Source organism: Paenibacillus sp. E222 (assembly GCF_013401555.1).
In the GTDB taxonomy this organism is placed as follows: Bacteria; Bacillota; Bacilli; order Paenibacillales; family Paenibacillaceae; genus Paenibacillus.
Window position 1 is genome coordinate 1603781 of record NZ_CP058552.1, and the last position, 14722, is coordinate 1618502.

General features: G+C 47.7%; 11 protein-coding genes. 10 read left to right on the forward strand and 1 reads right to left on the reverse strand.

Translation table 11 applies throughout. The features are described 5' to 3' along the window. Positions 1-129: 129 nt before the first annotated feature. From HW560_RS07195 to HW560_RS07220, 6 genes are all read left to right on the forward strand, one after another. Entirely contained in the window at positions 130-840 is a 711-nt protein-coding gene (locus tag HW560_RS07195) for a response regulator transcription factor (protein WP_179262547.1), read from the forward strand. After that, positions 837-2342, forward strand: a complete 1506-nt coding sequence (locus HW560_RS07200; protein WP_179262549.1) for a sensor histidine kinase — start codon at positions 837-839, stop codon at positions 2340-2342. The genes HW560_RS07195 and HW560_RS07200 overlap by 4 nt, the downstream gene beginning before the upstream one ends. A gap of 55 nt (positions 2343-2397) precedes the next feature. Further along, on the forward strand, positions 2398-3507 hold the full coding sequence (locus tag HW560_RS07205; protein ID WP_179262551.1) for a hypothetical protein: 1110 nt from the start codon (positions 2398-2400) through the stop codon (positions 3505-3507). Positions 3508-3636: 129 nt separating this feature from the next. Further along, a complete protein-coding gene (locus tag HW560_RS07210) occupies positions 3637-4545 on the forward strand; it encodes a LysR family transcriptional regulator (RefSeq protein ID WP_179262553.1) in 909 nt (302 codons plus the stop codon). Between the two features lie 374 nt (positions 4546-4919). Continuing rightward, complete coding sequence (locus HW560_RS07215; RefSeq protein WP_090903217.1) at positions 4920-6113, forward strand: M20 family metallopeptidase; 1194 nt, start codon at positions 4920-4922, stop codon at positions 6111-6113. 4 nt (positions 6114-6117) lie between these two features. Continuing rightward, the gene (locus tag HW560_RS07220; RefSeq protein ID WP_256222239.1) at positions 6118-7542 is read left to right on the forward strand and encodes a YfcC family protein; all 1425 of its coding nucleotides are present in this window, start codon (positions 6118-6120) and stop codon (positions 7540-7542) included. 83 nt (positions 7543-7625) lie between these two features. Here the strand turns inward: HW560_RS07220 and HW560_RS07225 are convergent, their stop codons facing one another. After that, positions 7626-10835 carry an InlB B-repeat-containing protein gene (locus HW560_RS07225; RefSeq protein ID WP_179262555.1) on the reverse strand — a complete coding sequence of 1070 codons (3210 nt, stop codon included), beginning with the start codon at positions 10833-10835 and terminating at the stop codon, positions 7626-7628. Between the two features lie 416 nt (positions 10836-11251). On the opposite strand from HW560_RS07225, the gene HW560_RS07230 reads away from it, so the two are divergent. From HW560_RS07230 to HW560_RS07245, 4 genes are all read left to right on the forward strand, one after another. After that, on the forward strand, positions 11252-12139 hold the full coding sequence (locus HW560_RS07230) for an oxygen-dependent tRNA uridine(34) hydroxylase TrhO (RefSeq protein WP_062321303.1): 888 nt from the start codon (positions 11252-11254) through the stop codon (positions 12137-12139). A 13-nt stretch (positions 12140-12152) separates the two neighbouring features. Beyond that, positions 12153-12800: a helix-turn-helix transcriptional regulator gene (locus tag HW560_RS07235; RefSeq protein WP_177185822.1), complete on the forward strand. Its 648-nt coding sequence runs from the start codon at positions 12153-12155 to the stop codon at positions 12798-12800. A gap of 188 nt (positions 12801-12988) precedes the next feature. After that, positions 12989-13942 carry an Rpn family recombination-promoting nuclease/putative transposase gene (locus tag HW560_RS07240; RefSeq protein WP_179265751.1) on the forward strand — a complete coding sequence of 318 codons (954 nt, stop codon included), beginning with the start codon at positions 12989-12991 and terminating at the stop codon, positions 13940-13942. A gap of 187 nt (positions 13943-14129) precedes the next feature. After that, entirely contained in the window at positions 14130-14699 is a 570-nt protein-coding gene (locus tag HW560_RS07245; RefSeq protein ID WP_179262557.1) for a TetR/AcrR family transcriptional regulator, read from the forward strand. The last annotated feature ends 23 nt before the right edge of the window (positions 14700-14722 follow it).

Genomic DNA, 14722 nt, shown 5'->3' on the forward strand with positions numbered 1-14722 from the left:
GAGAGGATACAGGCATTTCTCACGTTTTTCCCTCAATTCGTAAAGTCCTCCATAGCTAATCAGGCGATACCTTGTTAACATAGATCCAAAGAATACGATAACTCATGACAGATATAGAGGATGATTCCGATGAATAAAAAAGTGCTGGTCGTGGATGACGAGTCAAGCATCGTCAGTGCCATTGCTTACGCGCTGCGGCGTGAAGGATATGAAGTAGAGACAGCAAATGACGGCGAAGAAGCGCTGGTCAAGGTGGCCTCATTCCATCCGCAGGTCATGATTCTGGACGTGATGATGCCCAAACTGGACGGATACGGCGTATGCCGCAGGCTGGAGGATCGGGAGGATATCGGCATTATTTTGCTCACCGTCAAAAATGACATCGTGGATAAGATCGTTGGCCTGGAAATGGGGGCGGATGATTATATGACTAAACCGTTTGAGATCCGCGAACTGCTCGCCCGGGTAAAGGCACTGATGCGTCGTGTAGAGAAAAGCAGTCCACCCTCTGATGATCCCAAGAATCAGGCAATCGTCAATGGTACACTGCGCATCCATATCGCTCACCGCACCGTGACGGTGAATGAGGAGAAGCTGGATCTGACGCCAAAAGAGTTCGACTTGCTGACCATTCTGATGTCCAACCCTGAGCGTGTATACACGCGGGATGATCTGCTGGACCGGGTGTGGGGCATGGAATATGCCGGGGGCACACGCACGGTGGATATTCATATTCAGCGGCTGCGCAAAAAGATCGGCGATACCGACCAGCAAAAATTGCAGACGGTATACGGCATTGGCTATAAGGCCTCAGCCCCTGAACCGGGCGGCTTGGTATGAGAGTCAGCATCAAGCTGAAGTTCAGCGTTTTTCTGGCCGCCTTGCTGATCCTGACCGTTGTTGTGCTCAGTTCTCTTGTACTGCGCGGTATTGAGCGCAACCAGCAGACGCAGATCGAGACCATTTTGTCTCAGCAGACCCGTCTGGTGAATCTGAATGTGCGGCAGTCGTACTATACCGAGTCTGTTCGTCTGGAGCAGGAGGTTTTTTTACAGCAAAATGGCCGCAGGCTGGCGCAGGAGCTTGCAAGCTCCACAGGTCTGCCCATCGCGCTTTATGATATGAAGGGACAGCAGGTGGGTTCATCGATCATGTCTGAAGAAAGTCCAGATATCACAGCGACGCTGAACTATGCGCTGCAAAATAAAATTGCTTACCACGAACAGGGGGATACCCTGCTATATATGGCACCGCTCGACGGCCCGGATGGACAGATGGGTGTTGTGCGCATGCAGTATCCGGTTCAGAGCTATCATGAATTTTATGCCCGTATTCTTCAGTTGTTTATGTGGGCGGGGATTGCGGTTGTTGGGTTAAGCTTCATTCTGGGATATCTCTTCTACAATCGCTTTGCCGTTGCCATAACCCGCTTGAAGAAGTCTGCCGATTCCATTCGTGAAGGGCATTATATTACCAAATCACCCGTAAGTCGCAAGGATGAGTTAGGTGAGCTGGGACAGGGCATTTATTATATGAGTACATCGATTCAGCAAAATATTGAAGCCATGCATGCGGAGCAGCAGAAGCTCCAGCTCGCTATCGAGAAGCTTCAGGCCCTGGAGCAGCAGCAGAAACAGTATATCGGCAACATCAGCCATGAGTTCAAGACGCCACTTACGTCAATTAAGGCGTATGTGGAGCTGCTGGACATGTATAAGGATGATCCACAATTGCTGGATGATGCCACAAGCAATATTGGCAAGGAAACCCAGCGGCTGTACGAGATGGTTGAGAAGGTATTACATTTGTCAGCCCTGGAGAAATATGATTTTGAGAATCAGGCAGAAGACGTGGAGGTGCGAGTTCTACTGGAGGATGCCTGTGGCCGCATGCGGGGCAAAGCCGAGAAGTTTGGACTGAACATGGAGCTGGCGTTACTGCCTGCGGTGATTCGCAGTGATCGGGAGAGCCTCATGCATATTTTCATCAATCTGTTGGATAATGCGATCAAATATAATGTGCCGGGAGGTGTCATCCGGGTAAGCAATGAACTGCGAATGCAGGAGCGACAAGCTGTGATTCGCATCTTCAACTCGGGTACGCCCATTCCGGATGAGGCGCGCGAGAAAATCTTTGAACCCTTTTACACCGTCAATAAAGACAGGGCCAGAAAAACCGGGGGCACCGGGCTGGGACTATCCCTCGTCAAGCAATTTGTAGAGAAGCAGGGCGGTACGATTACATTGTTGCCGGGCGATCCGAAACATGGGGAAGGAACAACGTTCCAGCTGGTTTTCCCTTTGGCGCATTCAAGTTTACAAGTTGGAAACAAGTCTGAATAACTTTGGAAGTATGCGATGTGTATGCTTGGTCTATAGAAAGCACTCAGGAGGGACCATGATGAATTGGAAGCAGGCGGCTATGGGCACGCTCGGGGCAATCGTCCTATTATCGGCAACAGCATGCGGGGGAACAGCGAAACCAGGGGATCATGCACAGAACGGGAAATCAGGCACGGATATTACGGTGAAGGATAATACAAATACGTCGGTATACCAGAGCTTTAAACTGGAGAAAATCGATAAACTGCCGAATATGCGCGGGGTAGCGTGGCTGAGTAATGACTTGATTTTGTCGGATAAAGAAAACGAGTCCATGAAGCCTGTCACGGTTGAGGGTGAGAAACGTTATCCGCATAACTTATACATGTATGATCTTACGAAGGGCACAGATACACCCGTGAAGGAAAGTGAAGCGAGTCTGGGCTCACCACTGGTGTCACCGGATAGTCAGTATATTTTTTACAGAGAACCAGAGGAATCGACAGGCAAAGGCTTCATTCTGAACCTGCACAACGGGGAAGTGGTACCTGCGGGCAAGGACGATGGATTTGTTTTTGAAGGCGCATGGCTGGATCAGGAGCATGTCGTCTTTCCAAACATGAATGGAGATATTATATCAGCAAGTGTAGATGGAACGACCAAAGCGCTGGTCAAGACGGGAAACTTCAATGTAAGCAGTGTCAGCGTTTCAGGGAATGTGATTTACTACATCACAGGCACGGACGGACAGTTGAATAGCTACGATACGAAGACCAGGGAAGTGAAGCAGGTGTTGAAAAGTGTAGAGAGGGTAATCCCGTCCAACGATGGCTCAAGACTGGCGATTGTGAAAAAAACAGCCGATACCAAACGGGCGCTGGTGCTAACCGATCTGGAAGGGAATGAAAAAGCCACACTTGCCAGAGGCATGCAGATCTTCGGCACGAGCTGGTCTGGTGACGATTCCAAAATCGCCTACACGATCAATTCAGAGAGTGATGAGGAGAAAGGGCTGTTCGTCTCCAATACGGAATCGGCGGAGCAGTTCCAGGTCTCGGCCGAAATGGATAACGCATCTGATCCGTTGAGCTGGAGTCCGGAGGGCAACCGAATTTTGCTGTCACAGGCAGTGCAGGAAAATGAATCGTACCACTTTGTCACCTCGGTCATTACGATTTCGCAGTAAATCATCATCGAAAAAGAAACAAATCAGCAGGGCGGGCCTGACTCCTATTGAGTTGGGCTTTTTCTGTACCTGTAACGCTGGTTTTCTGGGTTATACTGAAGAGACGAGAAGTGAAGGGGGAACATGATCATGGATGAAAAGGACTGCCGTCTGCTGCTGAGCGTTTCCGAGGAAAGCAGTCTGACCAAGGCTGCGGAGCGCATGTTTATGACCCAGCCGGCTTTGACATACCGTTTGCAGCAATTGGAGAAGGAATTTGGCGTGCCACTTATCGATAAAACGTTAAAAGGCGCCAGGTTCACTCCCGAAGGAGAACATCTCGCAATTTATGCCCGTAAAATGCTCAATGAGCTTAACCAGGTCAAGGAGCAGTTGTCGAACATTCGGAATGAAGTCAAAGGAACGCTGCGCCTCGGGATTGCCAATCATTATTCGTTGTACAAGCTTCCTCCCTTATTGAAGCAGTTCAAGGAGCTGTACCCTGAGGTTCAGTTTGCTGTGACCTGTGCACTGAGTGTGGAGGTTATGGAACTGTTGATGCGGGATGAAATTCAGGTAGGTGTCATACGGGGGGAGCATCCATGGTATGAGGGGAAACATCTGCTGCACGATGAACCGGTCTGCATTGTATCCCGTGAACCCATCAATCTAGATGAACTTCCCGAGCTTCCGCAAATCGCATTTCAGGAGCCCTTGACGAAAACGGGTGGATCTCCCGTGAGCCCATTCCGCGAGGGAGTGGCGGCCTGGTGGTATGAGCGCTATGAATGTTCACCAACTGTAGCGATGCGTGTGGACAGCTATGAGACATGCAAGGAAATGGTGCGTTATGGGCTGGGTTATGCGATTATTCCGGGCATTTTCGTATCTGCTTCGGATGGCCTTCATCAGCAGGAGCTAATCCGACAGAATGGACAGGGAGTGCGGCGTAATACGTGGTTGGTGTATAAGGAAAGTGTGCTGCAGCAGGCAACGGTGGGTCGCTTTGTTGACTTGATGAAAACGGATGGAACACAGCATGTTGTGGACGGAAGCTAGGTACAGACATAGCGGAATCGATGCATTGCTTTATGCATAATTATCCGGTGTTTTATTGTGAAAAAGGGTGATTTATTGCTATTGGACAGTGTCGTTTTCATAGGGAGTACCCGTTCGAAGGATGTACATAAGATCAAAATGTATACCGGTTTAGTCTTAGCTAACATGCAAATAAACCAGTCCTATACTAACATCTAATGATATTCATATGTCATGATCTAGCGAGTCCATAAAATTTTTTATGGGCTATTCCTTAATTTTTTTGAATTTACTTATGGCTTGGCCGCACATACAATATATCCAATCTGATTGTATATTTATTCGATTGAATTGAATATAGAAATGCTGTAATTGGAGAAAGGCGGCCAAACAATATGTATCCTGACCCAGCTCATATGAAGCAAAAAATCAAAGAAACTGTAGATCGGCTGGACCCCGACTTGCGGGAATTATCGCTGCGCATTCACGCTAACCCTGAACTTAGCTTTCAGGAAGTCCAAGCACAACAATGGTTAACCGAACCGCTGGAAGCAGCCGGATTTCAGGTGGAAAAAGGCATTTCAGGCCTCGACACCTCGTTCCGAGCTGTATGGGAAGGCCAGCCAGGTGGACCCACGATTGCACTGCTCGCTGAATATGATGCACTGCCCCGCATCGGACATGCCTGCGGACACAATCTGATCGGAACCTCTGCTGTAGGTGCAGCACTGGCGCTCAAGGAAGCTTGCCCTGATCTTCCGGGACGGATCATCGTTCTTGGCACACCGGCTGAAGAAGAGGGCGGCGGTAAGATCATTATGGTGAACGATGGCGTATTCAATGAGATGGATGCCGTCATGATGTGTCACCCGCAGCAAAAAACGATGGTACTGAGAGGTGCGCTGGCTTGTGTGGACGCAACCTTTACGTTCCACGGCAAACAGGCACATGCTGCCTCATCTCCTGAGAAGGGCATTAGTGCGCTAGATGCCTTGGTCAACGCGTACGCGGGAATAAATTCACTCCGTCCTTATTTGAAGGATGACGTTCGGGTGAACGGGATTATTACCAAGGGTGGAGATGCGCCCAACGTGGTGCCTGAGCTGGCTGAAGCCGTATATATCATTCGGGCGAAGACCGTTGAAGAACTGAAAGTCGTCATGGACAAAGTTTACCGCGTCGTGCGCCATGCTGCGGAAGGCGTTGGCGCTACGGTAGATATTACAGAAGGTCTGATCTATGCCGAGCGGAATAACAACAAAACTCTGGCGGGTCTGTTCCAGCAGAACCTGGAGGATATGGGCATTGAAGTGCATGATCCACCGCAAACAGGCGGTGTGGGTTCCTCGGATATTGGTAACGTAAGCCAGATCACAGCCGCGATCCATCCGTATATTCGGTTAGGAGATGCGACAACACACACACCTGAATTTGCCCGGCTTGCCGGAGCAGAGGAAGGCATGATTGAGCTAAACCGTGCGGCGAAGGCCCTTGCACTGACAGCGTTCGACCTGTACGCAGACAAGGCAGCATTGCAGCAGGTACGGGATGAGTTTGAAGCATGGAAACAACAGAAGGACGAGGGATGATGAATTGGAAAACATAACAAAACAAACACAACAACGGCGTACATGGTTCAAAATGCCTCACACCTTCGTCATTTTGTTCATTTTGGTGCTGGTAGCTACCGTGCTGACCTACATTATTCCCGCTGGGGAATTTGATCGGGTCAAGGATGAGGCGACAGGCAAATCTTTGCTCGTTCCGGGTTCTTACCATCATGTAGAGGCCAATCCAACGGGACTATGGGATATTCCCAAGTCTATCGTTCGCGGACTGGTTGATTCTGCGGACGTTGTATTCTTTATTTTCATCATCGGCGGAGCATTTCAGATCATTACGAGCACGGGAACGATTGAAGCTCTTACAGGTAGGGTAGCCCGTTCGTTCGCGAATAAAGGATTATGGGTCATCCCGGTATTCATCACCTTGTTCTCAGTTGGTGGCTTTACGATGGGGATGTCCACAGAGGTCATGGTCTTTGTACCAATCGGGATCGCCATTGCGCGTGCGCTGGGGTATGACGCTTTAACGGGTACGGCGATGATCTCGCTGGGGGCCTCGTGTGGTTTTACCGCGGGATTGCTTAATCCGTTCAATGTGGGACTGGCTCAAGCCATTGCAGAAGTACCGATCTTCTCGGGCATGTGGCTGCGCGCCATTATACTGGTGTGCCTCATCGCCGTGACAAGTATCTATATTATGCGGTACGCGTCCAGAGTGAAGTCTGATCCAACTCGCGGTTTGGTGCATGAGCTGGAACAGGAGCAGGCAGCAGATACACCTGCGGTCGACCTGAACAAACTGCCAACGATTCGCATCACACATATTCTGACCATCATTACAATTGTAGCTGGCTTTGCCCTGTTAATCTGGGGTGTGTCCAAAGAAGGCTGGTGGATGGAAGAACTGGCGGCTCTTTTCCTGAGCATGGGCGTGATCGCTGGTCTTGTCTCCGGGTTCGGTCCTAGCCGAATTGCGAGTGAATTCGTCAAAGGTGCAAGTGGCATTGCCTATGGTGCCTTTATCATCGGTCTGGCGAGAGGAATTATGGTTGTCCTCGATCAAGGCAACGTAATTGACTCCGTAGTATACGGGATGTCTACAGCGGTTGGCGAATTGCCGTCCTCCGTGCAGGTATTGGGTATGTACTTCTTCCAAAATATCATGAACGTGTTCATCACCTCGGGTACAGGTATGGCCGTAACAACGATGCCGATTATGGTTCCATTATCGGACCTGCTCGGAGTTACCCGTCAGACTGCCGTACTGGCGTTCCAGTTCGGAGACGGTTTTACCAACATGATTTTGCCAACGTCTTCAGCATTGATGGGCAGTCTCGCGGTATCCGGTATTCCGTATCAGAAATGGGTTAGATTCTTCTGGCCGCTGATGGTGATGTGGATCGCTATGGGTATTGTATTTATGCTTATTGCGAATGCCATTCAGTATTCTTAGAAAAACAAAGAGCCTGTGTTTTATGGAGCCCCTCTCAAACTTCGAAAGGGTACTGCCAGAACGCAGGCTTTTATCTATGTTTTTTATTTTGGCATGCTCAGCAATAATTTAACCGCTTCTGCACGTGTAGTGTTGTCTCTAGGAGCAAAGGAGTTCAACCCTTTGCCGTTCAGTAGCCCGAACTTTTGCAAGCCAGCAACAGCTGTTTTGGCCCAGGACGGAATCTGATCATCATCTGCAAAGGATGATTGGGTGCCAGAGTCTGCCTTTAATTGCATGGCGTTGGCGACCATGACAGTCATCTCTGCACGAGTGACAGCTTCATTCGGGCGAAAAGCCCCTTTTGAGTCTCCTTGAATAAATCCCGCCTGTAAAGCACGCGCTACAGCAGACTGTGCCCAAGCTCCTATGTTTGAACGATCGGTAAAAGATAATGTCGCTTCCGTGTACTCTGTGTTCAGGGTATTCATCAGCATCACCGTAAACTCTGCACGTGTAATGGATGCATCCGGCTTGAATGTTCCATCAGCATATCCTTTAACGATGCCTTGAAGAGTAGCTTGCTGGATGACTTCTTTCGCCCAGTGTCCTTCGACATCATGAAACGAAATGTCTGCTGGCTCTTTGGGCTGATCAACCGCCAACACGGCGAATTTGGTAAAATGATCTACGTTCACCCGAATGTGCTTGCCTTCCACAGTAGGTTCACCAGCGGAAAGCCAAACCTGTTTTTCTTCATCAAAGTAGAATAGTTTAGCCTGCTGATTGCTCTGCAACTTTGATGGATCAAATGTCAGGGTTATGGTTACGGGCACAGTGAAGTTTTGAGGAGCGTTCTTGAGCAGTTCATATACCGGGCTGAGCAGCTGGACCTGGTGGGTCAGCGAGGCAGAAGGATCTGCAATCTGTTCAATGGTAACCTTGAGTTCCTGGTTCATCGCCCCGGCAGGGATGGATATCATAATGTCATTGCCCAAACTTAATTGCCCGGCGTGCCCCGCTGCAAGTGTTAAACGTCCATTCGTGGACGAATGGGTTATGGTATCAGGCGGCGAAGGGGTACTGCTCGACCCGTTGTTATTCTGGTTACCAGAGCCGCCGCCGCTGCTGTTACCATCATTACCACCTGATGGTGGCGTGGAATTAACACTCCATTTGGCATATAAGGTCAGATCGGATGTGATCTCTGTTTGAGTAAAGTTGAATGGAGTTTTCAACTCGGGGTCTGCATACCAGCCTGCAAACGTATAGCCAGAACGGCTTGGCGAAGCAGGTGCTGAAAGTTTCTTTTCGTATTCAACAGCTGCATCGGATACTGCTGATCCTCCAAGTGTATTGAACGTTACCTTATATGTGTTTGGTGTCCATTTTGCATACAATGTGGTGTCCTGGACAATCGATCTAGTATTCAGGTCAAATGGCGTACTCCATTCAGGCTCAGTATACCAGCCAGCGAAAGTGTGTCCTGCTTTGGTTGGAACGTCAGGAGCTTTCACCAACTCACCATACGTGACTGTCTGATCAGGAACCACTGACCCACCATTAGTTTCGAAGTTAACGGTATAGGAGTTGACCATCCATTTCGCATACAGGGTGAGATTGTGGGTGACAGTTGTATTATTGAAATCGAAAGCTTGGTTCAAAGCTGAGTCATTATGCCAGCCAGCGAAAGTGTATCCTGCTTTAGTTGGATCTGCTGGAACAATAACCTTGTCACCGTAATATACCGTTTGTTCGGTTACTTCAGAACCACCGTTACTGTTAAACATTACAGTACGCGGTGTATAAAAACTGAAATGTAGGCTTGTGGTATTGCCTGCACTATCGGTAACAATCAGTACATATTCTCCTTCAGATTGGACCGTTTCTCCGCTGCTGAAGAGTGAACCGTTCAGAGTGGCTGTTCCTTCATTAAAAGTGATTGTTGGGCCTTCATTGTATTTTCCATTATCGGTGACACCCGATACAACAGGATCTGCTGTATCAATGGAAAAAGTCAACGTTGTACTGCCAATACTGTTGGTCACCACCAAAGTATAAACGCCGTCGGCCATTACTGTAGTGCCACTCGTGAATGCAGCGCCATTCAGCGTAGCCGTACCGTTATCAAAGGTTGGTGTCACCGTATGATTATATAATCCGCCGTCTGATACACCGCTGACTATTGGGGGGATGCTTTGCTTAACGGTTATGGTCACTAACACTGGAATACTTGTATCCCATTGATTCTTGGCACTGTAGGTGAAGCTGTCGCTGCCCACATAATTGGTGCTTGGAGTATAAGTAAACGCTCCATCCGCATGCAGTACCAGTGTTCCGTTCATCGGGCCACTTTTCAAAATAACGGAAGATGCATCGCTATCATTGGCAAGCAAACCAGGCGCAGGCACAACCAAAGCCGAGTTTGAGTTGGTGGTATAGGTGTCTTCGGCTGCTACTGGAAGTCGCACACCGTCTAAAATGGGGAATGTTCCTTCATTTGAAATGTAATATACGAGGTCAGGCTGGCTGCCATTCAGATTGGGCACTTTAAATTCGCTCGAACCATTGCCGCCAAACTTGGTGCCCAATAGACTAAACAGGGGCTGATTATTGTTGGTGGTAAGAGTGGAACCATTCGCCAATATCCAGTTTTTTAACGGAAGATTGACTAACATGGGAATAATCTCACCTATGAACTCATTACCTGTACCTTTCTCGGCTTGGTTGGTTGGGTCCGTAAATATAGCGTAATGTACACCATTAATCTCTGGGAGGTTAGGCAGCTTGAATTCATCCGGTTTGTCTGATCCGTAGGTTGTACCAATCATTTCATATAGAGCCGAGTATACGGATGTATTAACGCTCCGGCCATCAGCAGATAACCAACCCGTAGGAGAGTAGGCATAAGGAAATAGGCGAACCTCGCCTAACACCGCATTTTGGCTGAATGGATGGTCTGTGTTTCGGGGAGGGAATGTACCATTCATAGCTATGTAATAGCCCATCCCTTCTGGTGCAGCGTGGGTAAGGTCAGGTAAGGAAAATGTTGATTTTCCGTCACCGCCATAGTTATTTCCTAGCAGCGAGTAGAGCTCTGTATTTTGGTCTATAGAGAGCGTCTGTCCTCTGGCGGGCATCCATCCTGTCGGGCCGGCGCTATACGGGAATAAACGGATCTCACCAACATAGGGAACTGCTGCCGCAGCGTGCGCCGGCTGTACAATGCTCGAAAGATTCCACAGGCCACTCAGTCCAATGAGGAATACCAGCCCGATGATGCTTATTTTCTTGAATAGTGATAAACGTACCAATTTTACACCCGCTTTCCTAACAAATATGTTTACGTTATGCTTAGTTCTGTCTACTGCACTTTCTAATTTCACAGGGGTAGGCCATATAAGGATGAGCTTAGTTTAAATGATCCCTATTCAAAAAAAAATAAATTTTTCGTCCAAATTTAAAATAATTCTTCGGATTTTCCAGATGCACATCATATATGTAAAATATGTTCCATAACTTTCATCCCTTTCTATACATTTATATTGACTAAGCTATTCCGCTTCCGATAAACTAGAATGCAGGAATAAAAGTCGAATGTTCAAAGCAGCAGTTCGAGACATTGTTTCGGACGGCTGTTTCTTTTCTTTTTAATAAGCAAGGTTGCAACGTTGTAGTCTTGTCGGATGATCCGGCCAATAACAACATGGAATAGGAACAGGTGATACACATGTGTAACAGCGCGTACCGCGTGCTTTTATATTATAAGTTCGTGAAGATTGAAGACCCTGAAACGTTTACGCAAGAGCATCTGCAATACTGTAAGGACCTGGGGGTAAAAGGCCGTATTCTGATTGCCTCGGAAGGCATCAACGGTACTGTATCCGGTACACCAGAGCAAACCGAACAGTATATGAAGGATATGCATGCCAACCCGCTGTTCAGCGATATGGTATTTAAGATTGATGATGTCGAAGAGCATGCGTTCAAAAAAATATTTGTTCGTCACAAAGCCGAGCTGGTTACGTTCCGTGTGGACGAAGAATTGGACCCGAACGTCATTAGCGGTAAACGGTTGTCCCCAAAAGAATTTTACGAGCATCTTCAACAGGAGGATGTTATTGTAATTGACGGCCGTAATGACTACGAGTACGAAATTGGTCATTTCCGAGGTGCGATTCGTCCGGACGTTGAGTCGTTCCGCGAGTTTCCGGAATGGATTCGGGAGAACCTGGGTGACATGAAGGACAAAAAGATCATTACCTACTGTACTGGCGGCATCCGTTGTGAGAAGCTGACTGGGTTCATGATTAACGAAGGTTTCCAGGACGTGGCACAACTTGATGGCGGAATTGTTACCTATGGTAAGGACGATGAGGTACAAGGTCGTCTGTTTGATGGCAAATGTTATGTATTTGACGAGCGTATTTCCGTGCCGATTAACCGGACGGATGAAGATATCGTGATTGCTAGCTGTTATCACTGTGGAACGACACATGACCGTTATATTAATTGTCCAACCTGCAACCTGCAGCATGTATGCTGTGAGGATTGCGAAGAGACGCATAACCGCTTTTGCTCGGATGCCTGCCGGGAGGCAGCACCGGTAACCGCATAAGCAGGGAGAGCAGGTGCTGAACGTGAAGCGCGAAGAGGAACGAACGACGCGTGAACGGATTTTGTTCATGCTGAAGCAGCAAGGCACAATGACCGCAAGGGAAATGACAGCTGAGCTTGGTCTGACCGGCATGGCGATTCGCCGTCACCTCACGGCACTGGAGCAGGATGGATGGATAGAAGTTCGGGAAGCCAGAGCGACAGCAGGACGTCCATCGGCTGTGTACCATCTGACGGTACGCGGGGATAGCTTTTTCCCAAAATCATATTCATCACTAACCCTGGAGCTGCTGGAGGAACTGTCGGATTCAGCGGGCAGCGGTGTCGTGGATGCATTGTTCGAGAGCCGTCGGGACAAGCTGCTTCGCAGCGGACAGCCGCAGATGGAAGGTCAGGATCTGGCCGGACGTGTCGAGGAACTCGCGCGTATACAGAATGCAAACGGATATATGGCGGATGCCTCCAAGGAAGAGGATGGCACCTATGTGCTTACCGAGCTGAACTGCCCCATTGTGCAGGTAGCGAGTGTCTATAAACAGGCTTGCCGTTGTGAACTGGAGCTGTTCCGTTCATTGCTACAGGCTGATGTGGAACGCACCGAATGTTATGCAGAGGGCGGCAAAAAATGCACGTACCAGATTCGCGAAGCGGCTGGGAATTAGCATGTATGGAGATTGTTTCGATCACTCGGAACAGTCTCTTTTTTTGACCAAAAATTACGTAAATACGCTAATTTTATATGGCGATGCGTGTTATAATGAGCTAACATCTAGTTTATGTTCGCATCCTTATATTTGCTAATACTTCAGCAGATATATCCTGTTCATTTTGCACGTAGGAGTGAATAATGATGACAGAGTTGCTTGATCCCAAGAACGATTATGTATTCAAACGAATTTTTGGAAGTGAAGAGAATAAGGATGTGCTTTTGGCTTTTCTGAATCACACCTTCAAAAATGCAGGTGAATCCTTACTGACCGACATTGTGTTGATCAACCCTTATTTGGACAAGGATACCCCGAGAGATAAACAGTCCATTCTGGACATACGGGCCAAAACAGATCAAGGTGAGCTAATTAATGTTGAAATGCAGTTGTTTAATCAGTATGATTTAGAGAAGAGGACTTTGTTCTATTGGGGTAAACAATACTCCGGACAATTACTTGAGGGACAGAGATATAGCCAACTCAAAAAATGCGTTGCGATAAACATTGTTAATTTCAAAATGCTTGCTAATGACCAGTACCACAACGTATTTCATTTAAGAGAAGACCATACCAATATTCCTTTGACGGATGTTATAGAGATTCATTTTATGGAAATACCTAAGCTGAATGATGAAAATATTCTAATGAAGAATGGATTGGTGCGCTGGCTGTTATTTTTGAAAGGAATGACTAGATCAAGCTGGGAGGCGTTATTGATGCACGAACCGGAACCGGCGTTGAAAAAAGCCATGAGTGTATTGGAGTTTCTGAGCCAGGATGAGCAAGCACGTCAACAATATATTGACCGTCAGAAATTTCTGTGGGATGAAGTTTCCATGATTGAGGGCGCGCGAGAAGAGGGGCTCAAGAAAGGCATGGAGGAAGGTATCCAAAAAGGAATCCAAAAAGGAATCCAAAAAGGAATCGAAGAAGGCATCAAAGAAGGCATCAAAGAAGGAATTAAAGAAGGTGAAGCTGAGAGCAAGCGGAAAATCGCAATGAATATGCTCAATTTGGGGCTTGATCAAGATACCATTATCAAAGCTACCGGGCTAACCTCATCTGAATTAGAGGAACTGCAAAAAGAAAAGGAATAAGCACTCTGGAGCTATCTTTTGATTGATATAAGGCGACCATACCCAAAGTACATTGGGAGGGACGCCTCTTTTTATTGAAAATTTTAAATATGAAAAATCTCATCCCGGATGTACACTTGACACATGAATCCACTCATAATAACATACGTTATATAACATATGTTATTAACAAGGGGAGGAGACAGAAATGCCACCCAAATCCGACATTACGCAGGACAAAGTATTATCTGCCGCCTTTGAGCTTGTACGGACCCAAGGCTTGGAGGCGCTAACTGCACGAAACGTTGCTCAGGCGCTCCATTGTTCCACCCAACCGATCTATAGTCTCTATAATAACATCGAAGAGTTGAAATCAAACGTGTATGACAAGGCTGCCGAATTTGCCCGTCACAGTATGGTGGAGTATAAGGACGATGCGAATTCCCCTGCGTTGAACCTGACCATCGGTTTCCTGTACTTTGCACAGAACGAGAAGCAGCTATTTCGAGCCTTGTATCTATCAGGTTATCGGCAATATAACCCTCACACAGATCAGTTTCTGGGCGAAGAGTTAACTACGTTCTATATGCGATATAGCAGACGGTTACAGAATGTATCTGTCGAGCAACTCAAGCGCATTTTCTTAAAGCTCATGATCTATTTAATCGGCATCGGAACACTTCTGAACTCGCACACCTTGGAGCTGGACATAAAGGAAGCGATTGAAATGATCCGGGAAATGTACGAGATGTTGCTGCATAAGGAAGGTCTCACTTAGTAAATCCGTTGAAGGGGTGAGCA